This is a genomic window from Sphingomonas sp. Leaf67 (assembly GCF_001421965.1).
Taxonomy (GTDB): Bacteria; Pseudomonadota; Alphaproteobacteria; order Sphingomonadales; family Sphingomonadaceae; genus Sphingomonas.
Genome location: NZ_LMLP01000012.1, coordinates 39,125 through 64,670 on the forward strand (window position 1 = coordinate 39,125; position 25,546 = coordinate 64,670).

Sequence of the window (25,546 nt, forward strand, 5' to 3'; positions counted from 1 at the left end):
GTGGGGGCGGGTGAGAGAAAGCGCCCCTCGCGCATCCTTGCGCACCGGCCCCGCCTCGCCTAGTCGCGCGCCAACACCAAATTGCGAGCCTCAAGGAGCCTGCCCATGGCCGAGTCCATCAACCGCGTCGTACTCGCCTATTCGGGCGGCCTCGATACCAGCGTCATCCTGAAATGGCTGCAGCAGGAATATAAGTGCGAGGTGGTGACCTTCACCGCCGACCTCGGCCAGGGCGAGGAGCTGGAACCGGCGCGCAAGAAGGCCGAGCTGATGGGCATCAAGCCCGAGCACATCTTCATCGACGACCTGCGCGAGGAATTCGTCCGCGACTTCGTGTTCCCGATGATGCGCTCGAACGCGCTGTACGAGGGGCTGTACCTGCTCGGCACCTCGATCGCACGGCCCCTGATCGCCAAGCGCCAGATCGAGATAGCGCGTCAGGTGAATGCCGACGCGGTCAGCCACGGCGCGACCGGCAAGGGCAACGACCAGGTCCGCTTCGAACTCGGCTATTACGCGCTGCAGCCCGATATCAAGGTCATCGCCCCGTGGCGCGAATGGGATCTGACCAGCCGCACCGCGCTGATCGCCTTTGCCGAACAGCATCAGATCCCGGTGCCCAAGGACAAGCGCGGCGAATCGCCCTTCTCGACCGATGCGAACCTGCTGCACACCTCGTCCGAGGGGAAGGTGCTGGAGGACCCGTGGGACGAAGTCCCCGAATATGTCTTCTCGCGGACGGTCAGCCCGGAGGACGCGCCCGACACGCCACAGGTCGTCACGATCGCGTTCGAACGCGGCGATGCAGTGGCGGTCGATGGCGAAGGGATGTCGCCCGCGACGCTGCTCGCCAAGCTGAACGACCTCGGCCGCGCGCACGGCATCGGCCGGCTCGATCTGGTCGAGAACCGCTTCGTCGGCATGAAGTCGCGCGGGATGTACGAAACGCCCGGCGGCACGATCCTGCACGCCGCGCACCGCGCGATCGAACAGATCACGCTCGACCGCGGTGCCGCGCATCTCAAGGACGAACTGGCCCCGCGCTATGCCGAGCTGGTCTATAACGGCTTCTGGTTCTCGCCGGAGCGCGAGATGCTGCAGGCCGCGATCGACCACAGCCAGCACAAGGTGTCGGGCGAAGTCCGGCTGAAGCTGTACAAGGGCGGCGTCCATGTCACCGGCCGCCGTTCGCCCAATTCGCTCTACAGCGAAAAGGTCGTGACGTTCGAGGACGATCAGGGCGCCTATGACCAGCGCGACGCGGCGGGCTTCATCAAGCTGAACGCACTGCGCCTACGCCTGCTGGGGCGTCGCGACCGGTAAGTCTGTCGTCCGCGGCACGGCCGCCTCCAGCACCTGCCTGCCGTTAACCATTCTTCATTGGCTTCACCGCCATGGTGGGGCCGATGAGTGACCGGGAGAATCGGCGATGTTGGGTGAGTTACATGGCAAATTGGTGTTCGGGCGGCGCATCGCGACACTCGCGCGCGAGATCGCCGGCCGACTGCCACGAAACGCGCGCGTCCTCGACGTCGGCTGCGGCAGCGGCGATCTGGCCGCGCTGATCGTGACGCTGCGACCCGATGTCACCATTCGCGGCATCGACGTGCTGGTCCGGCTCGATACCGCCATTCCTGTCGAAGCCTATGACGGTGCGAACATTCCGCACGCCGACGGGGCGTTCGATGCGGCAATCGTCGTCGACGTGCTCCACCACACCGATGACCCGGAAGCGGTGCTGGCGGAAATCGCACGCGTGGCAAAGGTCGTCATTCTCAAAGACCATCTACGGGACGGCATCGCCGCCGGGATCACGCTGCGCTTCATGGACTGGGTCGGCAATGCCGCACACGGCGTGCGCTTGCCGTACAATTACCTCTCGCGTTGCGAATGGAGCGCGATCTGGGACAGGCTGACGCTCAAGCCGAGCGAATTCGGTAGCCGCCTGTCGCTCTACCCCCGCCCGTTCAGCTGGGCGTTCGACCGTGGGCTGCATTTCGTGACCATCCTGTCGCGCTGACATCAGGCGAAAAGGGTTCGCGTAGACAATCCCCGCGCGGCCCTTTGCTTGTGCCGACGGATCAGCGCGGGTCGATCAGCCCGATCAGAAAGCTGGTAAAGACCGTCTGCAACCCGATCAGCGTCGCGAGCATCGCCGGGATGGTCAGCCGCAGCATGGTCACGGGTTCCATCGGACCGAAGCCGTTGTCCATCCACATCGCCACCGCGCCGCCCAGCCCGGCCAACCCCGTCACGAACAGCCCACCGCCCAGTAAACAGCCGCGCTCGACGGTGAAGTGGCGGCGGAACCGCTCGACGCCCGCACTGGTCGGCCACAATTTGCTGGCAACGCCATACAGGCGGGCGACCGCGCCGAACCCGATCAACTGGCTGCCCAGAAACGCGGCAAGCGCACAGAACAGCAGCGTCGTACCTGACAGTTCCACGCGACCCAGCTCGACGCTGGTCGTTGACAGGACGGCGACCCCGATCCCACCGACCGCACCCAGCGCTATGCCCGGATACAGAAAGAGGTGCCGCGGCGCATGGGTCAACAGGAAGCGCAGGTGCCGCCACCCGTCACGCCATGTGCGCAGGTGCGGCGCGCGACTGCGTCCATCAAGTGAAAGCGTCGTCGGCACCTGCCGCACGTCGAGCCGGTTTAGGACCGCCTTGACCACCATTTCACTGGCGAATTCCATGCCGGGAGAGGCGAGGTTGAGCGCCAGAACCTTGTCGCGGCAGAACCCGCGCAGCCCGCAATGGAAATCGCCGACCGACGAATCGAAAAGGTGCCGACCGAGAAAGCTGAGTACCGGATTGCCCAGATATCGGTGCAGAAGCGGCATCGCACCCTTGGCAATCCCGCCACGGAAACGATCGCCCATCACAAGCTCGCCGCCCGCGCGCAGGGCATCGACGAACGGCATCAGCGCCGAGAAGTCATAGCTGTCATCGGCATCGCCCATGATCACATAGCGTCCGCGCGCAGCCGCGATCCCGCCGATCAGCGCCGCGCCATAGCCGCGTGCCTCGACCCCGACCAGCCGCGCACCCATCGCATTGGCGATCTGTCGCGACCCATCGGTCGAACCGTTGTCAGCGACGATGATCTCCCCCGCAATACCGCTGGAATCGAGGAAGGTTCTGGCCTTCCGGATGCAAAGCGCGAGCGTCTCCGCCTCGTTGAGGCAGGGCATGACGATCGACAGTTCGATGTCGTCGATGGCCGGTTGATGCGGGACATCGACCGGCGCGGTCGGGATGATCATGGCCTGCACGCGTATTCCCCTGTACCAGATACGCCACAAAGCTAGGCCGGAAGGTTGAAAAGACGGTTAACCATTGTCGGCTATCGTCGCCGGCGATGACCTCGCCACGCCCCGCCCGCGCCGTGTCCCGCCCCGGCCTGATCGAAACCGTGATCGCGCTGGCGATGGTGACGATTCTCGGGCTCAGCTGGGGACTTGCCGATATCGGGCGGTTGTCTCGGCTGATCCTGCCCGATGCCGACGACATGATGCGCCTCGCGCAGATTCGCGACTGGATCGGCGGGCAGGCGATGAACGACTGGACGCAATATCGCATGGCGCCGCCGATGGGCTCGCCGATGCACTGGTCGCGGCTGAACGACCTGATCCCGGCGGCATCGATCCTGACACTGACGCCGATCTTTGGCCGCTATCTTGCCGAACTGGTTACGGTGGTCGGCTATCCGCTGCTGCTGCTGTTCGTCTCGATGCTGCTGGGTGCCCGTATCGCCCGGCGGCTGTGGGGCGAACGTGCGGGCGTGCCGGCGGTGGTGCTCGCCGGGCTGGCCTATCCGGGAACGACGTTGTTCATTCCCGGCCGGATCGATCATCACGCATTGCAGGTGGTCGCGATCCAGATCGCGGTTCTGGCGCTCATGACGCCCGGACGCGTTGCGGCAACGATCGCCGGACTGGCGCTGGCGTGCAGCATGATGATCGGGTTGGAGACCGCGCCGCAGGTCGTGGCGCTGATCGGCGTCGCCGCGGTCGGCTGGGCGGTGCGGGGGCAGCGCGACTCGGCGCGGCTGACCATGCTGGCGGCCGGATTCACCGGGCTGACGCTGGTCTTCTACCTGACGATGCGGCCGACCTATTGGTCGGACACGCTGTGCGATGCCTTCACCCCCGCCTCGGCCAGCGCGATCATCCTTGTATCGGGTGTGCTGGCGTTGCTGGCATGGCTGACACCGCGCCTGACGTCCCCCTGGCAGCGGCTGGGGGTAGGGGCGTCGCTCGGCGGACTGGTGATCGCCTTGGTACTGGCGCGCTATCCTGCCTGCATGACCGGGCCGTACGGACAGGTATCGCCGTTCCTGCGCATCCGGTTCATTGCCCATATCGACGAAGCGAACAGCATCTTTGCGCAAACGCTGTGGTGGCGCATGGTTTCGCTGGCGGGGTTGATGGCGGCGGGCCTCGTCGCCTGCGGCTGGACCACGTGGCATGCCTCGCGACGCTGGCCGCTATGGGCACCGATCGCGGCAGTCGTGGTGGTATCGGGGCTGATCACGCTGTCGCAGGTCCGCGGCGTCTATATCGGCGCGCCACTCAGCGTACCGCTGCTCGCAGGGTGGGTCGTTACGGCACGGCGAGACGGACGGCCGCTGCTGGTTGTGGCCGCCTGGCTGGCCGGTGCCGGCGTCACGTATCTGGTAGTTCCGTCCTATATCGATCGCTGGCTGAACCCGCCGCCCGCCGCCCTGCTTGCCAAGGGGCGGGCGGCGTACGCGACGCCGCAGATGGCGTGCAACAGCGGCGATACCTGGGAACAGGTCGACCGGCTGCCCGCAGGGGTCGTGATGGCACCGACCAACATGGCATCGTACATGATCGGGGCAACGCATATGAAGACGGTGGGCGCGGGCTATCACCGCAACGACCGTGCGAACATGGACATGTACCGTTATTTTCTGTCGCCGCCGGGCGTGGGCGATCCCATCGTGCGGGCGTGGCGGGCCGACTATGTGATGTTCTGCCCCGGCGATTTTTCGGAGATCAAGGTCGAGCGGACCTATCCGAACAGCCTCGCCACGGTCCTGACCCATGGTGGAACGCCGCCAGGCTTTGTGCGTGTCCCCTTGCACGGAACGCCGCTCCGGCTTTATCGCAGACTCGACTAGAGGCGCGGGCATACGGGGAATAGAGACGTTGGCAGGTGAACACCGCCGTATGTGGTGGCAGACGCGGTGGTTCGTCGCGCTGATGGCCATACTGGCGGCGGTGCCGCTGCTGTGGCCCGATGTTCCGCCGATGGTCGACCTGCCCGGTCATATGGGGCGATATCGCGTCCAGCAACTGTGGGACACCGGACAGGCCCCCTGGTTTCACGACTGGTATAATTTCGACTGGAGCCTGATCGGCAATCTCGGCGTCGACCTGCTCGTCTGGCTGTTCGAACCGCTGCTCGGTCTCGAACCGACCGTCAAGCTTATCATCCTCGCCATTCCGCCGCTGACCGCCATCGGGCTGCTGTGGATCGCGCGCGAGGTGCATGGCCGCATTCCGGCCACCGCGCTGTTCGCGCTGCCGATCGTTTACAGCTTTCCGCTGCATTTCGGGTTCGCCAATTTCGCGCTGTCGATGGCGCTGGCGCTCAACGCCTTTGCACTGTGGCTGCGGCTGGGGCGGCAGGGGCGGCTGCTGCTGCGCGGGATCGTGTTCGTGCCGATCGCCGGACTGGTCTGGCTGACCCATACGTTCGGCTGGGGGACGCTCGGCGTGCTCGCCGCATCGGCCGAACTGATCCGCGAGCATGACAAGCGGCGCAACTGGTTCGCCGCCGCCTTCCATGCCGGGCTCCACTGCCTCGTCCTTGCCCCGCCGGCGCTGTTGATGCTGTTGTGGCGGTCGGGCGGGCATGTCGGCGGGCAGACCGCCGACTGGTTCAACTGGCGCGCGAAGATGTTGTGGCTGACCATGACGTTGCGCGACCGGTGGCAGCTCTACGACCTCGCCTCGGTCGCGGTCTTCTATCTCGTGCTGTTCAAGGGGGTGCGCGATCCCAATATCGGCTATTCGCGCAATCTGGGCCTGTCGGCGCTGTTCCTGATCGCGGTCTATGTCCTGTTGCCGCGCATCGTGTTCGGGTCGGCCTATGCCGATATGCGGCTGGTCCCGTATCTCTTCGGCATCTGCCTGATCGCCCTGCGTCCCAAACCCGGTACGTCGATCCGAAACGCCTCGGTACTGGCCGCGATCGGGCTGGCCATCTTCGTCGGGCGGATCGGTGCGACCACCGCCAGCTTCTGGCTGTACGACCGCGCGTACGACCGCGAACTGGCGGCGCTCGACCATGTGCCGATCGGCGCGCGGCTGGTCACCTTCGTCGGGGAGACGTGCTACAACGAATGGCGGATGACCCGGCTGCAACATCTGCCCGGCATGGCGCTGACCCGGCGGCTGGCCTATGCCAACGACCAATGGTCGATGGCCGGCGGGCAGTTGCTGACGGTGCGCTATTTCCCGGCGCGCGGATTTTCGCACGACCCGTCCGAACTGGTCACCGACGTCAAATGCCCGCGCGAATATTGGCGGCCGATCGCCGGCGCGCTCTACAAGTTCCCGCGCGACGCGTTCGACTATGTCTGGCTGATCCGCCCGCCCAAATATGACCGGCGGCTGGAACAGGGCTTGATCCCGGTCTGGCGCAATGGCAGCAGCGCGCTGTTCCGGATCGACCACCGCATCCCCCCGCCGGTGCTGACCTGGAGCGATCTGGGCAATCGGCCGTTTGCCAAACCCCGCCGCCGCCCGTCGCGCCAGATGGCGGCGCGCGACACCATCGTCCGGTAAAGGAGACGCTTCATGGACTTTCTCAACAACGCGCTGAACCTTGCCGGCCGCTTCGACCTGCCCGCCATTGCCGAAAAGGCTGGCATCACCCCCGAACAGGTACAGACGGTCATCGGCCTGCTCGGCAAGTTCGCCGGCCATGCCGACCCGGCACAGGACGCCGCCGACCATAGCGGCGTATCGCGTCATCAGATCGAATCGATCCTTTCCGAAATCGGCGGGGCCGACGCGCTGGGACAGGTGGCACAGGCATTCGGCTTCGACATCGATGCAAAGGGCGGCGCGGGCGACCTGCTCGGCAATCTCGGCGGCATGTTCGGGCGGAAGTAAGGCGTCAGCCCCGCCGGAACGGGGTCATCTCGCCCAGATATTCCTGCTCCTGCCCGATCGCCGCGCGCTCGCGATCGACGAATTCGGCGACCGCGCGGTGGAAACCAGGGTCGGGCAGGAAATGCGCCGACCACGTCGTGACCGGGACATAACCGCGCGCCAGCTTGTGCTCGCCCTGCGCCCCCGCCTCGACCCGCTGCAACCGCCGCGCGATCGCGGCATCGATCGCCTGATAATAGCATAGCTCGAAATGGAGGAACGGCACCTCCTCCACCGCGCCCCAATAGCGCCCGTACAGCGCATCGCCGCCGATCAGGTTCAGCGCGCCCGCGATCGGCCGGCCGTCGCGCTCGGCGAGGATCAGCAGGACGTCGTCGCCCATCGCCTCCGACAGCAGCGGAAAGAAGCTGCGCGTGAGGTACGGCCGACCCCATTTGCGATTGCCGGTGTCCTGATAGAACGCCCAGAACGCATCCCAATGCTCCGGCCGGATGTCACGCCCGGTCAGGTGCCGCACGGTCAGCCCGTCGAGCGCGGCCGCACGTTCCTTGCGGATCGCCTTGCGCTTGCGGCTGGCAAGGTCGTTCAGGAAATCATCGAAGCTGTCATAGCCGCGATTGGCCCAGTGAAACTGCGTCCCCGCCCGCGTCAGCCAGCCCGCCGCCTGCAACGCCGGCAATTGCGCTTCGTCGACGAACGTCGCGTGCGCCGACGACAGCCCGTTCTGCCGGACTACCGCCTCGACCGCCGCGATCAGCGCCGATGCCTGCGCCGGATCGCGCAGCAGCAACCGAGGGCCGGGCACCGGGGTAAAGGGCACGGCAATCTGCAGCTTGGGGTAATAATCGCCGCCGGCCCGCTCCCACGCATCGGCCCATGCGTGATCGAACACATATTCGCCCTGACTATGTGACTTGGCATAGGCCGGCGCGATCGCGACCGGCACGCCGTCGGCATCGGCGACGATGATCGGCAGCGGTTGCCACCCCGACCGTCCACCGACGCTGCCCGATTGTTCGAGCGCCGACAGAAAGGCGTGGGACAGGAACGGATTGCCCTTGCCCGCGCAGGCGTCCCACTGGTCGGCGGGAACGGCGCGGACGCCCTCGGCGATGCGGGCGGTGATGGTCGTCACATGGGCGAAGATAGGGGTGATGGCAGGCGTCGGGTAGCCCCCTTCACACCGTCATCCCGGCGCAGGCCGGGATCCATGGATACGGCCCTCCCGGTAAGAGGCGCGGCGCCGGTCTGTCCGTGGATTCCGGCCTTCGCCGGAATGACGAACCGATCAGTCTTTCGTCACCTTCAACCCATCCCGGAACAACAGCTCGCGCCGAGGGACCGGAATCTCGATCCCATTCTCCTTGAACAGATCCCATAGCCGGTTGAGCACATCGGACCGGACATTGCCGACGCCCTGTTCGGGGTCGCTGATCCACGCCAGTATCTCATGCTCGACGGCATAGTCGCCGTACGAGATCAGCCAGACATTGGGCTTGGGACTGCGCAGCACGCGCGGGCTTTCGGTCGCCGCCTGCAACATCAGCTTCTGCGCCAGCCGCAAATCGGTCTCGTATCCCACGCCCACCGGAATGCGGACCCGGACGTTGCGGTCGGAAAAGGACCAGTTCTCCACCTCCTGCGTCATCAGGTTTTCGTTGGGGATCAGGTGCTCCTTGCCGTCGCGGGTGATGACCGACACCGCGCGCACGCCGATCTTGTTGACCCATCCGAAGCTGTCGCCGACCACGATCACGTCGCCCGGCTTGATCGACCGGTCCATTAACAGGATGATGCCCGCGATCAGATTGCCGACCGTCTTCTGCAACCCGAATCCGACCGCAAGGCCAAGGCCACCGGAAAAGATCGCAAAGGTCGTCAGGTCGATGCCGAGCACATCGATCCCGAAGAAAAACGCGGTAATCACCACCGCGATCGATGCCAGCTTCTGCGCCAGCAATTTCTGCGCCGGGTCCAGTCCCTTGGCCTGCGCGACGCCATGCGCGACCAGTTTGTTGACGATCCGCACGACCGCATACAGCACGACCGCGGTCAGCAGGGTACTGACCAGCGCCAGCAGCGACAATCGCCGCCGCCCGATCGAAAATCCAATCGCGTCGAGCGTATCGGTGATCGGCTCCAGCCCGCCGACGGCCCCGGACAGCACGGCGACGAACAGGATGAACCCGACCACCCACGCCATCCACCGTGCCAGATGGACGCCGCGCAACAGCTGCACTACCAGCCGCGCCACCGCCGCGCCCAGCGCAAGCCCGACGACGATGTCGGCCAACGCGCCCCAGTCGTGCGCCTTCCCCACCACCGCCAGCGCCAGTACCGCGACCAGATGGCGGACGATGTCGCACAGCCGCTCGACGATGCCGGTGGCATGGTCGCCCACCCGGTCGCGCCACAGGCCGGTCAGCCCCGGCCCGGCCCAGCGCCCGACGAACCAGCCGAGCGCGAGCGACAACAGCACGCAGCCGAGCGCCACCCCGGCCTCGGCCAGTTGCGCGCCATCCCCGACCGGCAGGCCGCGCGCCGTCAGCCAGCCGGCGATCCCGTTCACCGCGTCGCCCGGAACCGCGCCAGACCGGCGTCGAGATCGGCGATCAGGTCGTCCACGTCCTCCAGCCCGATCTGCAACCGGATCATCGGCCCCTCCGCCGGGGTGCGGGTGACGCTGCGATAGCGATGCGGATCGATCGGCAGCGCGAGGCTTTCGAACCCGCCCCAGCTATACCCGATACCGAACAGCGTGAGGCCGTCGATCAGCGCCGCGCGGGCATCGTCGCTGCCGCCGTCGAGGACGAAGGCGAACAGCCCGGCGCTGCCCCGGAAATCGCGGACGAAGATGTCGTGTCCCGGACTGCCCGGCAACGCGGGGTGCAGCACCCGCGCGACGCCCGGCTGTTCGCCGAGCCATGTCGCGATCCGGATCGACGATTCGCCATGCTGCTTCAACCGCACCGCCATCGTCCGCAGGCCGCGTGCGCCGAGCGCGGCATCGTCCGGCCCGACATGCTGGCCCAGTTGATAGGTCGCGTCGCGCAATGCCTGCCAGTGCGATGCCACCGCCGTCGCCGATCCCAGCATCGCATCGGAATGGCCGACGACATATTTGGTGCAGGCCATGATCGTCACATCGACCCCGTGCGCCATGGCCGGGAACAGCAGCGGCGTCGCCCAGGTATTGTCGAGGATGGTGGTGATACCGCGCATGCGCGCGATGGCGGTCATCGCCGGCACGTCCTGTACCTCGAAGGTCAGGCTGCCGGGACTTTCGAGGAACAGCACCCGCGTCTTCGGCGTCATCAACTCGGCGATGCCCGCCCCGATCATCGGATCGTACAGGGTCGTCTCGACCCCGATCGTGCGCAGCATTCCCAGCGCGAAGGCGCGGGTCGGATCATAGGCACTGTCGGGCAGCAACAGGTGATCGCCGGGCTTGAGATAGGCGAGCAGCGCCGTCGTGATCGCCGCGACCCCCGATGGATAGAGCAACGTGCCCTCCGCCCCCGGCTCCAGTCCGGTCAACGCCTCGGCCAGCGACCACTGGGTCGGCGTGCCTCGCCGGCCGTAGAACAGGCGATGATGGGTATCGCCGCCCGCCGCCGCGCGCAGGTCGGCGACGTCGTCGTACAAGATCGTCGACGCGCGCCACACCGGTACGTTGACCACGCCGCCGGTCCATTCATCGCGCCGGCCGCCGGTGACGACGCGCGTCGCGGGCGATTGGGGCGTATCGTGCTTGCTCATGCGGTCACCTTCGGCGTCTGCGGATCGGCGGCCCATTCGGTCCAGCTACCGTCATACAATGCGGCGCTGCGCCCCAGCAGATGCAGTGCAAAAGCGGGGATCGCGGCGGTGACGCCCGACCCGCAGGTGGTCGTCACCGGCCGGTCGAGATCGACGCCCTCGCCCGCGAACAGCGCCGCCAGTTCCTCAGGGGACCGCCACGTCCCGTCGTCCCGAAAGAAGCGTGCATAATGCAGGTTGCGGCTGCCCGGAATATGCCCCGACGGCAGCCCGCGCGGATCGGCCTCGCTGCCGTCAAAGCGCGCCGGCGAGCGGGCATCGACCAGCTGCGCGCCATCACCGGCAAGGATCATCGCCTTGGTGCGCACCGCGGCCAGATCGGGATCGGCGACGAAGCGGGTCGGTTCGGACGTCGCGATGCCGCGCTCGGCCGGGCGGCCCTCACTGCGCCATTTCGGCAGGCCGCCGTCGAGGATCGCAACCGGCAGCGCCGGCGCGAACCGCCGGAACAGCCACCACGCGCGCGCCGCCGTATGGTGCGGCGAATTGTCGTACAGCACGATCTGCGCATCCTGCCCGACGCCGAGCGCACCCAACCGCCCGGCGAAGGTGTCCGCCGTCGGCAGCGACGTCGCCTGGCCCGTCGACAGGCTACGCAGGTCGAGAAAGCGCGCGCCGGGCACATGCGCGGCGGCATATTCCGCGGCTTCGTCGCGCGGCGGATCGGGCTGTACGGGCACGAAGGTCGCGTCGAGGACGATCAGGCCGGGGGTACCGATCCGGTCGGCCAGCCATGCGGTGGAAAGGAGCGATTGCATGGGGGAGAGGCTTAGGCGAGCGGTCCCGCCGGTCAATCCCCGTACCGCGGCAGTTCATCGAGTGCCTCGAGAAACCCCGCCGCCTGTTGGCGGAGCGCCTGCTGCGTTTCCCCGGCCATCTTGTCCCAGCTGCGATACGGCATCGCCATGCGCGGATTGTTGCCGCACTTGTCGCGGTTGCGGACCACGAAGTCCCAATACAGCGCGTTGAACGGACACGCATCCGGCCCGGTGCGCTGCTTCACGTCATAGCGGCACGACCTGCAATAATCGGACATCCGGTCGATATAGGCACCCGACGATGCATAGGGCTTCGACCCCAGCAGCCCGCCATCGCCGAACTGGCTCATCCCCAGCGTATTGGGCAGCTCGACCCATTCATAGGCGTCGGCATACACTTCCAGATACCAGCGATGCACCTGTTGCGGCTCGGCCCCGATGAGCAAGGCAAAGTTGCCGGTAATCATCAACCGCTGGATATGATGGGCATAGGCGTTGGACAAAGTCTGCCCGATCGCTTGGGACAGGCAGTGCATGTCGGTCTCGCCGGTCCAGTAGAATCCGGGCAGGTCGCGCTTCGCATTCAGGAAGTTGCGCTCGACATAGTCCGGTCCCTCGCGCCAATAGATGCCACGAACATATTCGCGCCACCCGATGACCTGCCGGATAAAGCCCTCGGCGGCGTTGATCGGCACCTTGCCGCCCAAGAACTGCTTCTCGACCGACTTGCACAGGTCGAGCGGATCGAGCAGCCCGGCATTCAGGTAGGGCGACAGCACCGCGTGCCACAGATACGGTTCGTCGGTCAGCATCGCGTCCTGATTGTCGCCGAACCCCGGCAAGGCATGGGTCAGGAAGGCGCGTTGCTGGCGCAGGGCGTCCTTGCGGGTAACGGCGAAGTCGAACCCGTCGAGCGACCCGGCATGATCGCCGAAGCGTTCGCCGACCAACGCCAGCACCGCTTGCGTCACGTCGTCCGGTGCGAACGACAGCGGTCGCGGCATCAGCATGTCGCGCTGGGCGGGTTTGCGATTGTCGTGATCGAAATTCCATTTGCCGCCGACCGGCTTGTCGCCCTCCATCAACAGACCGGTCTCGCGGCGCATGTCGCGATAGAAATATTCCATGCGCAATTCGCGTCGTCCGTCCGCCCACGCAGCGAACCGGTCGTGCGAACACAGGAATCGCGTGTCGGCGCGGACATCGACGGGTATGCCGAAGACCGTCTCCCATGCCTCCAGCATCGCCTGCACCCGCCATTCGCCGGCTTCGGTGACGACGATCCGCGTCGGATCATGCCGTTCGACCGCCCGCGCGACCTCGCCGGTGAAGCTGCCGGCATTGTCGGGATCGTCGAGCGTTACATAGTCGACGCGCCAACCCGCCTCCCGCAACGCGGCCGCATGATGCCGCATCGCAGCGAACAGGAACGCGATCTTCTTGGGATGATGGCGGACATAGGTCGCCTCCTCGACCACCTCCATCATCAGGATCGTGGTGCAGCCGGGGTCTGCGTCGCGCAACGACGACAGGCCCATCGACAACTGGTCGCCCAGCACCGGGATCAGCACCCGTTCCATTCGCGCCCGCCTTTTCCTACATACGCAGCCATGGACCCGAAATTCCTTGGCCAGGCCAGCCCGCTTCCCGCCAACCCGGAAGCCGCCGAACTCGATTATGTTCCGAACCCGCGCGGCACGCCGTATCTGGTGCGTTTCACCTCGCCCGAATTCACCTCGCTATGCCCGGTCACCGGACAGCCCGATTTCGCGCATCTGGTGATCGATTATGTGCCGGGTGCGACGATCGTCGAATCGAAATCACTGAAACTGTTCCTTGGCGCCTTTCGTAACCATGCGGCGTTTCACGAGGATTGCACCGTCGGTATCGGCGAGCGCCTGTTCCGTGAAATGAACCCGGTGTGGCTGCGTATCGGCGGCTACTGGTATCCGCGAGGCGGCATTCCGATCGACGTGTTCTGGCAATCGGGGGAAAAACCCGCCGGCGTGTGGATTCCTGAACAGGACGTGCCCGGATATCGCGGACGCGGCTGATTCGTCGCGTTGCGGCAACGTTTCGACGGTCGAATCCTGCCGCAACGCACAAATCATGCAACTTTTATGCGTATCGGAATGTTTCTGGTTATGGACACCGCCCCTTCGGGGAGCGGCTCACCGCATCGCAAAGAGGAACGCAGATGGACCGAATGGTCGCCACGAAGCCGCTCGATCGTATCGCGCTGATCGGTAACTTCCTGCCGCGTAAATGCGGGCTCGCGACCTTTACGACCGACACCTATAATGCGTTGCGCGATCGGTTTCCCGATCTGGCGGTCGACGTCTATGCGATGGACGACCGGCCCGGCGCCTATGACTATCCCCCCGAAGTTACCCACGCGATCGATCAGAACGACCGTATCGCCTATTTCGAAGCCGCTCGCCGGATTGAGGCGAGCGGGGCGCAGGCGGTTTGGGTTCAGCACGAATATGGCATCTATGGCGGGTCGGCGGGCGAATATATCGTCGGCCTGCTCGACCGGGTGAACGTACCGGTCATTATCACGCTGCACACGATCCTCGAAACCCCCAATGCGGATGAGCGCCGCGTGCTCGAAGCGCTGCTGCGCCGCGCTGCCAAGGTGGTGGTGATGGCCGACAAGGGTCGTGAGATCCTGATGCGCGTTCACGGAACCGATGCGCGCAAGATCGTGACGATCCCGCACGGTGTTCATGATCGTCCGTTCGTTGTGCCCGACACGATGAAGGGTCGTTTCGGCTGGACCGGCCGTCCCGTGGTCCTGACCTTCGGCCTGCTGGCGCCGAACAAGGGCATCGAAACGATGATCGATGCGATGCCGCAGGTCGCGGCAAAGCATTCCGATGCGCTGTATGTCGTGCTGGGCGCGACCCACCCGCATCTCGTGGCGCATGAGGGCGAGGCATATCGCGACCGGTTGAAGGCGCAGGCCGCCCGGCTGGGCGTCGCCGACAATGTCTGTTTCCTCGACGGCTTCGTCGAACAGGACGAACTGCTCGACTATCTGCAGGCGGCCGACCTGTACGTCACCCCGTACAGCAATCCGGCGCAAATCACGTCGGGCACGCTGTCCTATGCGGTGGGCGTCGGCAAGGTCGTGGTATCGACTCCGTACGTCCATGCTACCGAAATCCTCGCCGACGAACACGGCGTGATCGTCGATTTCGGCGATGCCGATGCGTTCGCGCGCGAAATCAACGACCTGCTCGACAACGACCTGCGCCGCGACACGCTGGCGCTCCGCGCCTATGCCCGTGGCCGGACGATGTTGTTCCCGTGCCTCGCCGAAGCGGCGATGGTCGAGATCGAGCGCGCCGTCGCCGCCCGTCCCAGTCGGGTGCGGCCCAGCACCGACCTGACCGCGCTGACGCCCGATTTTGCCGCAGTAGAACGGATGAGCGATGCGACCGGCATGTTGCAGCACTCGATCTATTCGGTGCCCGATCGCCGCCACGGATATTGCATCGACGACAATGCCCGCGCACTGATCCTGATGTCCCAGATCGACGACCTTGACGAGGTTCAACGCGACAAATGGACCACGATCTATGCATCGTTTGTCCAATATGCGTGGAATCCGGACAAGCTGCGTTTCCGAAACTTCATGAATTTCGACCGGACCTGGTGCGAGGATGAAGGGTCGGAAGACTCGAACGGCCGTGCGCTCTGGGCGTTGGCCATCACCGCCCGCGACGCGCGTTCGCGCAAGCATCGCGACTGGGCGACCGCCCTGTACGAACAAACGGCGTCGATCGCACTCGATCTGGGCTCGCCACGTGCTCGTGCCTTTGCGATGTTGGCAGCGGTGGCGATGCTGGAAGTCAATTCCGGTCACGCGCTCTCGACGGAGATCGCGACCCGTTTCGGTGCCGAACTGGTAACCTTGCTCGACGCGGCTCGTCGTCCCGAATGGCGCTGGTTCGAAATCGTGCTGGCCTATGACAATGCCCGCCTGCCCGAGGCGATGATCCGCGCCGGCAAGGCGCTGAAGCGCGACGATTACCTGAAGGTCGGGCTGGAAACGCTCGACTGGATCGTCGGGCAGCAAACCTCGCCCGAGGGTCGCTTCCGCGCGGTCGGCACCGAAAGCTTCCATCGTGCCTATGCCGACCCGCTGCCCTTCGATCAGCAACCACTGGAGGCGCAGGCGACGGTCGAAGCCTGCGCCGCTGCCTTCGAAGCCACGCGCGACCGGCGCTGGATGGACGAAGCGGTCAGGGCGTATAACTGGTATCTGGGGGCCAACGATCTCGACCTGCCGCTGGCGACCGTCGCCGATGGCGGCTGTTTCGACGGACTGATGCCGACCGGATTGAACCGCAATCAGGGTGCGGAGTCGATTCTCGCGCTGCAATTGGCATCCTGCGCCATTTCTTCCCTTTCAAAGGGCCGCGCATCCGTGGCAGACCCGCGCCGCGCCGTAGCCTGACCGGCTACGGTTTCGGCCGGGACTATTGGACGCGCGAATGCTGGATATCTACAACCACCCCATGCGGCTGTACGCCGATCCCTCGCGCGTGGTGGTGCGCCCGTTTCATATCGCGTGGCAGCGCAACGGCTCCGCCCCCAGCCGGACCGAACGACTGGTCGGCGAAGTACTGGCGATGTCGGCGCAGGAAACGCGCGCGCAACTCGAAACCGTGCTCAAGGATTTCGAGGCACGCCACTGGCAGACGCGCCGCGTGTTCATGACCCGCTATGACGAGATCGAGACGGTACTGGGACTGAACGGTGCCGAGATCGGCGACGAAAAGCGCCAGTTGATCGGTGCCTATTTCTGTCACGAATATAGCTACGCGGCCGCCGCGCTGATGAACCCCAGCGCGGTGCCGCATTTCGACCAGACCGGGATGCCCGACGGGTCGTTGCGCATCCTGATGTCGCTGCGCGCGGTGGGCGAAGGCCATATTTCGTCGGTCGCGTTCCGCGAAGGCATCATCACCGACGAAAACGAACTGACGCTGGCGCCCGAGCCGCCCTTCGCCACCGCCGCCGACGCGATCGGCGAAGAGGACGAAGCGCCCGAGGGTGAGGTGACCGTCTTCCGCCACCGCGATTCGACGCTGTCGGGCACGGTGATCTTCCCGATCACGCAGGCCCAGTCGAAGGGGCTGGAGGACATGCGCCTCGTCCGCTTCCAGCATGATGACGGCAGCTTCGAATGGCTCGGCACCTACACCGCCTATAACGGGTCGATGATCCAGTCCGAACTGCTGCGCACCCGCGATTTCCGCGCGTTCGATCTCGTGCCGATGACCGGCAGCGCCGCCCGTAACAAGGGCATGGGCCTGTTCCCGCGCAAGATCGGCGGGCAATATATGATGATCGGCCGGCAGGACGGCGAGAACCTGTTCCTCATCAAATCCGACAGGCTGACCCATTGGGACGAGGGCGAGATGCTGCTCAAGCCCGTCTATCCATGGGAGTTGGTGCAGATCGGCAATTGCGGTCCGCCGATCGAGATCGACGAAGGCTGGCTGCTGCTGACCCATGGCGTCGGCGCGATGCGCAAATATGCGATCGGTGCGGTCCTGCTCGACAAGGACGATCCGTCGAAGGTCATCGGCCGCACCCGCGACCCGATCCTTGCAGCGGCGAACGAGGACCGCGAGGGCTATGTCCCCAACGTCGTCTATTCGTGCGGCGCGATCCGCCATGGCGACCGGATCTTCATTCCGTACGGCGTCGCCGACAGCTCGGTCGCCTTCGCGTTCGTTACGATCGAGGCGCTGCTCGGCGCGATGTGACGCGCCTTTAGTGGCGCTGCGAACCGTGCCAACGAACGGCGTGCCCGCCGCCACGTCGCCACCGGTTCACAACCGGTGCAGCGCCTGTGTCGCGGTTCCCAGCACCGCCGCCCGCGCTCGCAGGCTGGCGACCAGAAAATCGATCTGTTCGTGCAAAAACCGCCGCGGTGTCGTGCCAAGCACCGCATGTGAGTCCCGCAGGAAATGCGAGGCGCTGAAATAGGCCGGATCGATGCTCGAATAATCGATCTCACCGCGCGACTCGATCAACGGGATCAACGAACGCAGGAAACGCGAGCGGATCAGCAGCGTTTTGGGGAGGAAACCGAAATGCCGGCGGCATATCCGCCGCAGCGCTTCGGGCGAGATATCCCATTCCCGCGCCGCTTGCGCCAGCCCGCCCGGCGCATCGTCGACGACCAGCAGGGCAATACGCCGAATCAGCGCTTCGTCGGGACTGGGCGGTCCGATCTCGGCGAGCAGGAACCGGTCGAGTGCAGCCTTCACGCCATGCTCGTCCTCCACCGCCGACAGCGTCGCGACCAGCCGCTCGGCGAACCCCGGCGACGCGACATCGTCCAGCGGCACGATCCGGTCGGCATAGCGGTCGGCGCCTTCCGCAAAGAACCGCGACCAGCCGAGCGCACTGACCCCGAAGCCGATCATGATCCCGCCATTGGTCAGCGTATGCAGCGCATGGCTGCTCGGCCCGCACAGGCTGGCCTGCGGCATCGGGTTGAATATCCGCCGCCCGATCGACACCGCGATCGGCCCTGCGTTCAGCGTCACCCGGACATTGGCGGTGCCGGGCAGGAACCAGTTCTCCATCCCGATCGATGCCGGTCCGCTGGCGGCATAGAGGTGATAGCCGGTCGTATAGTCGGCCAGCGCCGGATCGGGCCGTTCGTACCGGATCGCCATGCCGGGCGGCATCGCGAACAGCGCGGGAGGAATATCAGGCGTCTCGGTCCCGCCGACGACCGTTCGCATCCCGGTCAACCCCGGAACAACCCGCCCAGAACACCGCGCAGCAAACCGCCGACGACGCCACCGCTTTTCGCACGCCCGCCGCGGGTCGTGCCGAACACCTGTTTGCCGATTTCGTTGACGACGATCCGCCCAACCGCCGACCCGGCCGATCGCGTTGCCGATTGCGTGGCGCGGCTCCATGGATTGTTCGCCGCCTCGCGCTCGGTCGTGCGGGCCGCCTTCTCCTCCTCCTGCGCCGCGCGGTCGGCGGCACGCTGTTCGGCAATGCGCCGGCGTTCGGCTTCCTTCGCCGCGCGCGCGTCTTCCTTCGCCTGCAGCGCAGCTTCCTTGTCGGCGGCGACTTGTGCCTTCGCGGCCGCAGCGGCAGCGGCAGCTTCCCCGGCCTTCGCTCCCAACAGTTCGGCTGCCGATTCGCGGTCGATCGCGGTGTCGTAGCGGTCACCGATGATATCGGTTTCCATCAACACGCCGCGTTCGACCGGGGTCACCGGTCCGACCCGCGATCGCGGCGGCCGGATCAGCGTCCGCTCGACCGGGCTGGGCGATCCATCCGCCTGCAACACCGACACCAGCGCCTCGCCGGTCTTCAATTCGGTGATCGCCTGCCCCACGTCGACGCCGGGATTGGCACGGAACGTCTCCGCCGCTGCCCGGATCGCCCGTGCTTCCCTGGGCGTGAACGCCCGCAGCGCATGTTGCACCCGGTTGCCCAGCTGCGCCGCGACCGCATCGGGAATATCGACCGGATTCTGCGTCACGAAATAGATGCCTACGCCCTTCGACCGGATCAGCCGCACAACCTGTTCGACCTTGTCGATCAGCGCGTCGGACGCATCGTCGAACAATAGATGTGCTTCGTCGAAGAAGAACACGAGCACCGGTTTGTCAGGATCGCCGATCTCGGGCAGCGTCTCGAACAATTCGGACAGCAACCACAGCAGAAACGTCGCATAAAGCCGCGGCGATGCCATCAGCTTGTCGGCGGCCAATACCGATACGATGCCGCGCCCGTCGTCGCTTACCCGTTGGAAATCGGCAAGGTCGAGCGCCGGCTCGCCAAAAAACCGGTCGCCGCCCTGGGTCCGCAATTGCAGCAGTGCCCTCTGGATCGCGCCCACCGATTGCTTGCCGACATTGCCGTACCGGGTGGTCAGTTCGTCGGCCCGCCCGGCGACATGCACCAGCATCGCCTGCAAATCGTCGAGGTCGAGCAGCAGCAGCCCGTCTTCGTCGGCGACGTGGAAGGCGATGGTCAGCACCCCTTCCTGTACGTCGTTCAGGTTCAGCATCCGGCTGAGCAGCAACGGTCCCATTTCCGACACCGTCGCCCGGATCGGATGGCCGGCGTCCCCGAACAGGTCCCAGAACACGACCGGCGTCTCGCGATATTGCCAGTCGCTGTCGCGACAAACGGCGGCGCGTTCGGCAAAGGCAGCGTGCGGCTTTGCGGTCGCGCTGCCGGCCATCGCGATGCCTGACAGGTCTCCCTTCACATCGGCGACGAACACCGGAACGCCGGCAGCGGAAAAGTTTTCGACCAGTCCCTGCAACGTCACCGTCTTGCCGGTGCCGGTCGCCCCCGCGATCAGTCCGTGGCGATTGGCGCGTTTCAGTACCAGCGATTGGCGGACGCCAGTTCCAGTCGCGCCCACAAAGAGTTCGGTAGTATCGATCATGCCCTGCCCCCTGTCGTGGCAGGATACTTACCTAGTTTAAAGTCTACGTAAATCGCGCGTTTTGCACGTAAAAAGGGCGGCGATCCCGATGACCGCCGCCCTTCTCGTACTTACCGGTTGTCGACCGCGATCGCGACGAAGGCCGGTGGGACCGATCCGCCGGGACCAATCGGCTGGATCTGCAACAACAGCTTGCGTTTCGCAGCACGTGCCGCCGCGACCGCGCGGGCAAGCTCGGCCGATGACGTCACCGGCTGACGATCCGCCGACAGGATGACGAAGCCGCGCCGCAACTGTTTGGCCGCCGCATCGCTGTTCGGATCGACCGCAACGATCACGACACCACGCGTCGATGCGTCCAGCCCGAGCTGCCGTGCGATCGACGGGTTGAGCGGCTGCACCGCCATGCCGGCGGTCGCCGACAGGCTGTCGTTCGCGGGCGGATTGTTGGGCGCCTCGTTCGGGTCGAAGCGTTCGTCCTGCGCCTGCAACTGTTCTTCCGACGGACGCGTGCCCAGCGTCACCGGAATCTGCTGACGACGGCCGTCGCGCAGGACGTCGAGCGTGACGCGGCTGCCCGGTGCTTCCAGCCCGACCAGATAGGTCAGCGACTGTTGCGGGGTGATTTCCTTGCCGTTGATCGCAAGAACCACGTCACCGACGCGGATGCCGGCCCGCGCTGCCGGTTCGCCCGGCGAAACGCTACGCACCAATGCGCCGCGATCCTTGCTGATGCCCAGCGCGTTGGCGATGTCTTCGCTGACATCCTGCGGGCCGAGGCCCAGATAGCCGCGTGCGACCGACTGACCCTTCATCAGCTTGTCGACGATCGGCTTGGCCTGTTCGGCGGGAATCGCGAAGCCGATGCCGATATTGCCACCGGTCGGCGACAGGATCTGCGAATTGATGCCGATGACATTGCCCTGCATATCGAACATCGGTCCGCCCGAATTGCCGCGGTTGATCGCCGCATCGGTCTGAATGAAGCGGTCATACGGCCCCTGCCCGACGCGGTTCAGCGCCGAGATGATGCCGGCAGTCACCGTGCCCGACTGGCCGAGCGGGTTGCCAATCGTCAGCACCCAGTCGCCGACCCGTGCCTGACGTGAATCACCGAAGCGGACGAACGGGAAGTTCGGACCGTCGATCTTCAGCACCGCAAGGTCGGACAGCGCATCGCGTCCGATCAGCTTCGCCTTATACTCCTTCTGATCGGCCAGCGTCACGGTAATCGATTCGACCGTCGCGCCTTCCGCTCCGGCCGAGACCACGTGGTTGTTGGTGACGATATAGCCGTCGTTCGAAATAAGGAAGCCCGAGCCGAGCGACTGCGCCTCCTGGGTCCGGCCGCCGCCACCGCCACCGCCGCGTCCACCAAAGAACTGCTCCAGCGGCGTACCCTGGAACGGGTTCGCCTGCTGCTGGACGGTGATGCGCTGCGTGGTCGAGATGTTGACGACCGCGGGCGAAAGCCGGGTCACCATGTCAGCGAAGCTCATCGGCGCGCCGGCGCGCGGTGCGGACATGGCGTTGATCGCGCCGGGTTCGTTCTGCGCGGTCTGCGCCCCCGACGGATTGAGCGTCAGGGTCGCGGCGGCGCCGCCCAGCAATAGAGCGGAAGTAATGGCGTAGGCGTAACGCACTGTTGAATGGTCCTCTCGAATTAGGCTCACGACCCCTTCGAGCCGTTAACCTGCCATTGCCTTGCTGAACGCGGTTTGAATGTTCGGCGGGGTTTTAGCGTTCCCGACCACCGAATTCGCGAAGATACCCGTTTTCGGGCGACAGGATGATCGACGTGCTGCCGCTCTGGTTCGGTGCCCCGGCAAAGGTGGTGCGATACGACTGCATCGCCCGCCAGAACGCGTAGAAATCGGCATCCTTGCCAAAGCTTGCCGCATAGATGCGCGCGGCCTCCGCCTCGGCATTGGCGCGGACGACCTGCGCATCTCGCTGGCCCTGTGCCGCGATCGTCGCCGCTTCCTGTTCGCGTGCCGAGCGCATCCGCGCCAGCGCCGATTCTAGCGGGCTGCCATCGGGCAGGTCGGCATGCTTGATCCGCACGTCGACGATCTCCGCACCGTACTGGCGCGCAGTGCGTTGCAACGCATTCTGGATATTGTCCATCACCGCGCCACGCTCCGGGCTGAGCAACGACGCGAACGGACGACGCCCCAGTTCGGCGCGCAATGCCGACGACAGCAACGGTTCGAGCTGGTTGGCGACGCGCTCTTCGGTGTTGGCGGTCGAACCGGTCGAAATCACCGCCTGCAACGGGTCGACGATGCGGAACCGGGCAAAGGCGTCAACCTCCAGCCGCAGCTGATCGGTCGACAGCACTGGCTGATTGTTGAGCTCGATATCCAGCACCCGCTTGTCGATCCACACCACCCGGTCAAAAAACGGGATCTTGGCGACCAGCCCGGCCCCGGTCCGCCCGAACGGCTGATCGGCGCGATACGGATTGAGCGTGCCGACCGGCTGCTGGAAGCGCAGGATCACCGCCTGCCGCGTCTCCGGCACGATTACGATCGTACTGAACAACAGGATGACCAGCACCAGCAGCGCGATGCCCGCCGCCATCGGATTGCGCAACACCCGGCTCATCGTGTCGCTCCTGTCGGCTGCGCCTGCGGCGTCGGGGGTGCCTGCGGTTCGGGCGTTGCCTGTTGCTGGCGGCGCACTTCGGGCAGCGGCAGATAGGCCTGAACGCCGGGCTGGACGATCGTCTTGTCGGCGCGGTTCAACACCTGCTCCATGGTCTCGTAATAGAGCCGCCGCCGGGTCACGTCGGGCGACAGCCGATATTGTTCGTAAATCTTGTCGAATTCGGTCGCATCACCCTGCGCGCGGGCGATCACCTGCTGTGCATAGGCGCGCGAGCGGTTCAGATTCGACTGCGCCTCCTGCTGCGCCGCCGTCACTGCCTTGAACGCGTCGTCGACTTCGACCGGGGCCGCCGCCTTCTGGATGCTGATGCCAAGCACGCGTACGCCCGATTGATATTCGTCGAGCAGCGCCTGCATACGCGTCTGCACCTCGGCCTCGATCTCGCCGCGTCCCGAACCGATCGCCTGGGTAAGGTTCTTCCCCGCCACCGCCGCACGCATCGCACTCTCGGCGACGGCGCGCACCGTTTCCTTCGGATTCTTGATCTCAAAGACGTAATCCTCGGGCGACTTGATGTTCCAGCGCACTGAATACGCCAGATCGACGATATTCTGGTCGCCGGTCAGCATCAGATTGGGCTGGCTGCCCTCCGGAAAGGATTCGGTACGGGTGTTTTGCACGTCCTCAACTTGCACGCGCATGATCGGCGCGGGCAAGGTGAACTGGATACCGGGGTTGAGCGTGCTGGTATATTTGCCGAACATGGTCACGACGCCACGTTCCTGCGGGCCGATCGAATGAAAGCTGGTGAAGCCGATCCACACCAGCACCAATGCCGCCACCGCCGCCAGCCACAGCCGCCCGGCATTGGCCGGAAAGGACGGTCCGCCACCCGGCCCGCCGCTGCGCGCGCGCTTCAGGAATTCGTCGAGCGAGGTCGATCCGCCGATCCGGCTGCGCTTGCCCGCGGGCGGCAGCGACCAGGGATTGCGCGGACCGTCATCGCCGCCGCCGCCCGGTCCGTTGCCGGAATCGCCGCCGCCGCCCCATGGGCCCTTGTCGCTCATCCCCAGCACTTGCGCGCGTCGGCGCCACCCCATGATCCATCGCATCCTTCCTTTATAGGGGGCCGCCCTCCCTTTTACAGTGGTAACGCGCTTGGGCGACGCTACATCGCGGCCATGACTGCATCTTCGCCCCCCGCCGCCGCGCTCGACGCGTTGCTCGCCCCCGTCGCCGCCGGGCGCGCGACCGTGCGGGTGACCGGCGATCAGGCGAGCATCATCCTCGATGTGACCGGCCTGCCCCCGGCGGCGCGCGACGCGCTGGAGGCGGATGTCCGCGCGGCGGCACTGACCGCGCCGGGCATCGTCGGCGTCCGCGTAGCGCAGACCAGCGAACGTGCGGCCCAGCGCATCATCGCCGTAGCCAGCGGCAAGGGCGGGGTCGGCAAATCGACCCTCGCCGCCAATCTCGCCATCGCGCTCGCCCGTTCGGGCCGGAAGGTCGGCATGGTCGACGCCGACATCTATGGCCCCTCGCAGCCGCGCCTGCTCGGCGTCGACGGGATCAAGGCCGAGGCGCACGACAAGAAACTGGTGCCGGTCGCGACGAGCCTCGGCGTACCGCTGCTGTCGATGGGACAGCTGGTGCCGGCGGGACAGGCGATCGCGTGGCGCGGGCCGATGGCGGCCGGCGCGCTGACGCAGCTGGTCGACGCGCACTGGGAGATGGCCGACACGCTGGTCGTCGACATGCCGCCGGGTACCGGCGACGTCCAGCTGACCATGATCCAGAAGCACCGGCCGGCGGGCGCGGTCATCGTCTCGACGCCGCAGGACCTTGCGCTGATCGACGCCACGCGCGCGATCGACCTGTTCGTGAAAGCCGGCGTGCCAATCATCGGCCTCGTCGAAAACATGGCCGGCTATGTCTGTCCGCATTGCGGCGAGACATCGGACCCGTTCGGCAACGGCGGCGCGGAGGCCCAGGCAAAGGCGCTCGGCATTCCGTTCCTCGGCCGCATCCCGCTGACGCTCGCGACTCGCAGCGCTTCCGACGCCGGCACGCCGCCTGCGGCCGGGAACGGTGCCGAAGCCGATCCGTTCAAGGATATCGCCGCACGGGTCGGCGACTGGCTGGCGAGAAACTGACATGCTCGACGACGACGGCATCCGCACCCTGCTGACCGAAGCGCGAACCATCGCGCTGGTCGGCGCGTCCGATCGGCCCGACCGGGCGTCCTACGGCGTGATGGCGTATCTCCAGCGGCAGGGATATCGCGTGATCCCGGTCAATCCGCAGATCACCGGCGAGCATCTCCACGGCGAATTCGTGTTCCGCGACCTCGACCAGATCGGGGAGCCGATCGATATCGTCGACATCTTCCGCAACTCGGCCGCCGCCGGCGAGGCGGTGGATGCCGCCATCGCGGCCGGTGCGAAGGCGGTGTGGATGCAGCTTGGCGTCGTCAACGAAGCCGCCGCCGGACGTGCGGAGGCGGCAGGCTTGCACGTCGTCATGGATCGCTGTCCGAAGATCGAGATTCCGCGGCTGGGGGTCGCGGCGGTCGGGTGAGACCCGTACGTCTCTCAATTCCCTTCCGTTCGTGCTGAGTAGGGGCTGAGCCTGTCGAAGACCCGTATCGAAGTACCTGCGATGGTCCTTCGATACGCCATTTCGACAAGCTCAATGGCTACTTAGGACAAACGGGGGTGGAACCTCTTTCCTGGACCAAATCCGAACCGTTCGGTTCG

General features: G+C 65.8%; 21 protein-coding genes. 10 read left to right on the top strand and 11 right to left on the bottom strand.

Annotated elements, in window-relative coordinates:
• Window positions 1-105 precede the first annotated feature (105 nt).
• Window positions 106-1,323: an argininosuccinate synthase gene (locus ASE90_RS07865; RefSeq protein ID WP_055998610.1), complete on the top strand. Its 1,218-nt coding sequence runs from the start codon at window positions 106-108 to the stop codon at window positions 1,321-1,323.
• Between the two features lie 106 nt (window positions 1,324-1,429).
• A complete protein-coding gene (locus tag ASE90_RS07870) occupies window positions 1,430-2,020 on the top strand; it encodes a class I SAM-dependent methyltransferase (RefSeq protein WP_055998612.1) in 591 nt (196 codons plus the stop codon).
• 61 nt (window positions 2,021-2,081) lie between these two features.
• On the opposite strand, the gene ASE90_RS07875 is transcribed toward ASE90_RS07870, so the two are convergent.
• Window positions 2,082-3,272, bottom strand: a complete 1,191-nt coding sequence (locus ASE90_RS07875) for a glycosyltransferase family 2 protein (protein ID WP_055999187.1) — start codon at window positions 3,270-3,272, stop codon at window positions 2,082-2,084.
• A 95-nt stretch (window positions 3,273-3,367) separates the two neighbouring features.
• Between ASE90_RS07875 and ASE90_RS07880 the strand changes: the two genes are divergently transcribed.
• Genes ASE90_RS07880 through ASE90_RS07890 form a run of 3 tightly spaced genes read left to right on the top strand, consistent with a single transcriptional unit; the run spans window position 3,368 to window position 7,154 of the window.
• Window positions 3,368-5,152 (top strand): hypothetical protein, encoded by a 1,785-nt coding sequence (locus tag ASE90_RS07880; protein ID WP_055998614.1) that lies wholly within the window; start codon window positions 3,368-3,370, stop codon window positions 5,150-5,152.
• Window positions 5,153-5,201: 49 nt separating this feature from the next.
• On the top strand, window positions 5,202-6,824 hold the full coding sequence (locus tag ASE90_RS07885; RefSeq protein ID WP_055998616.1) for a hypothetical protein: 1,623 nt from the start codon (window positions 5,202-5,204) through the stop codon (window positions 6,822-6,824).
• A 12-nt stretch (window positions 6,825-6,836) separates the two neighbouring features.
• Window positions 6,837-7,154 (top strand): hypothetical protein, encoded by a 318-nt coding sequence (locus ASE90_RS07890; RefSeq protein ID WP_055998618.1) that lies wholly within the window; start codon window positions 6,837-6,839, stop codon window positions 7,152-7,154.
• A 4-nt stretch (window positions 7,155-7,158) separates the two neighbouring features.
• On the opposite strand, the gene ASE90_RS07895 is transcribed toward ASE90_RS07890, so the two are convergent.
• The 5 genes from ASE90_RS07895 to ASE90_RS07915 all read right to left on the bottom strand — a co-directional run bounded on the left by ASE90_RS07895 (window position 7,159) and on the right by ASE90_RS07915 (window position 13,311).
• A complete protein-coding gene (locus tag ASE90_RS07895; RefSeq protein WP_055998620.1) occupies window positions 7,159-8,289 on the bottom strand; it encodes a GNAT family N-acetyltransferase in 1,131 nt (376 codons plus the stop codon).
• 153 nt (window positions 8,290-8,442) lie between these two features.
• Window positions 8,443-9,723, bottom strand: coding sequence for a mechanosensitive ion channel family protein (locus tag ASE90_RS07900; protein ID WP_055998622.1), 1,281 nt, complete (start codon window positions 9,721-9,723; stop codon window positions 8,443-8,445).
• Window positions 9,720-10,913, bottom strand: coding sequence for a cystathionine beta-lyase (gene metC, locus ASE90_RS07905; RefSeq protein ID WP_055998624.1), 1,194 nt, complete (start codon window positions 10,911-10,913; stop codon window positions 9,720-9,722). The genes ASE90_RS07900 and metC overlap by 4 nt, the downstream gene beginning before the upstream one ends.
• The gene (locus tag ASE90_RS07910; protein WP_055998625.1) at window positions 10,910-11,731 is read right to left on the bottom strand and encodes a sulfurtransferase; all 822 of its coding nucleotides are present in this window, start codon (window positions 11,729-11,731) and stop codon (window positions 10,910-10,912) included. Before ASE90_RS07910 ends, metC begins: the two co-directional genes overlap by 4 nt.
• A 32-nt stretch (window positions 11,732-11,763) precedes the next feature.
• The gene (locus tag ASE90_RS07915; protein WP_055998626.1) at window positions 11,764-13,311 is read right to left on the bottom strand and encodes a cryptochrome/photolyase family protein; all 1,548 of its coding nucleotides are present in this window, start codon (window positions 13,309-13,311) and stop codon (window positions 11,764-11,766) included.
• Window positions 13,312-13,341: 30 nt separating this feature from the next.
• Between ASE90_RS07915 and queF the strand changes: the two genes are divergently transcribed.
• From queF to ASE90_RS07930, 3 genes are all read left to right on the top strand, one after another.
• The gene (gene queF / locus ASE90_RS07920; protein ID WP_055998628.1) at window positions 13,342-13,785 is read left to right on the top strand and encodes a preQ(1) synthase; all 444 of its coding nucleotides are present in this window, start codon (window positions 13,342-13,344) and stop codon (window positions 13,783-13,785) included.
• A gap of 143 nt (window positions 13,786-13,928) precedes the next feature.
• Entirely contained in the window at window positions 13,929-16,196 is a 2,268-nt protein-coding gene (locus tag ASE90_RS07925; protein WP_156361504.1) for a glycosyltransferase family 4 protein, read from the top strand.
• A gap of 37 nt (window positions 16,197-16,233) precedes the next feature.
• Window positions 16,234-17,514, top strand: coding sequence for a glycoside hydrolase family 130 protein (locus tag ASE90_RS07930; protein ID WP_055998632.1), 1,281 nt, complete (start codon window positions 16,234-16,236; stop codon window positions 17,512-17,514).
• A 66-nt stretch (window positions 17,515-17,580) separates the two neighbouring features.
• Here ASE90_RS07930 and ASE90_RS07935 read toward each other — a convergent pair whose 3' ends face one another.
• The 5 genes from ASE90_RS07935 to hflK form a co-directional block, all read right to left on the bottom strand.
• A complete protein-coding gene (locus tag ASE90_RS07935; protein WP_162235070.1) occupies window positions 17,581-18,504 on the bottom strand; it encodes a hypothetical protein in 924 nt (307 codons plus the stop codon).
• 5 nt (window positions 18,505-18,509) lie between these two features.
• Complete coding sequence (locus ASE90_RS07940) at window positions 18,510-20,180, bottom strand: helicase HerA-like domain-containing protein (protein ID WP_055998636.1); 1,671 nt, start codon at window positions 20,178-20,180, stop codon at window positions 18,510-18,512.
• A gap of 110 nt (window positions 20,181-20,290) precedes the next feature.
• Complete coding sequence (locus ASE90_RS07945) at window positions 20,291-21,823, bottom strand: Do family serine endopeptidase (protein WP_055998638.1); 1,533 nt, start codon at window positions 21,821-21,823, stop codon at window positions 20,291-20,293.
• Between the two features lie 94 nt (window positions 21,824-21,917).
• The gene (hflC, locus tag ASE90_RS07950; RefSeq protein WP_055998640.1) at window positions 21,918-22,787 is read right to left on the bottom strand and encodes a protease modulator HflC; all 870 of its coding nucleotides are present in this window, start codon (window positions 22,785-22,787) and stop codon (window positions 21,918-21,920) included.
• Window positions 22,784-23,902, bottom strand: coding sequence for a protease modulator HflK (gene hflK, locus ASE90_RS07955; RefSeq protein ID WP_055998642.1), 1,119 nt, complete (start codon window positions 23,900-23,902; stop codon window positions 22,784-22,786). The genes hflC and hflK overlap by 4 nt, the downstream gene beginning before the upstream one ends.
• A gap of 69 nt (window positions 23,903-23,971) precedes the next feature.
• Between hflK and ASE90_RS07960 the strand changes: the two genes are divergently transcribed.
• Window positions 23,972-24,943 (top strand): Mrp/NBP35 family ATP-binding protein, encoded by a 972-nt coding sequence (locus ASE90_RS07960; protein WP_055998644.1) that lies wholly within the window; start codon window positions 23,972-23,974, stop codon window positions 24,941-24,943.
• 1 nt (window position 24,944) lies between these two features.
• Window positions 24,945-25,367 carry a CoA-binding protein gene (locus ASE90_RS07965; protein WP_055998646.1) on the top strand — a complete coding sequence of 141 codons (423 nt, stop codon included), beginning with the start codon at window positions 24,945-24,947 and terminating at the stop codon, window positions 25,365-25,367.
• Window positions 25,368-25,546 lie beyond the last annotated feature (179 nt).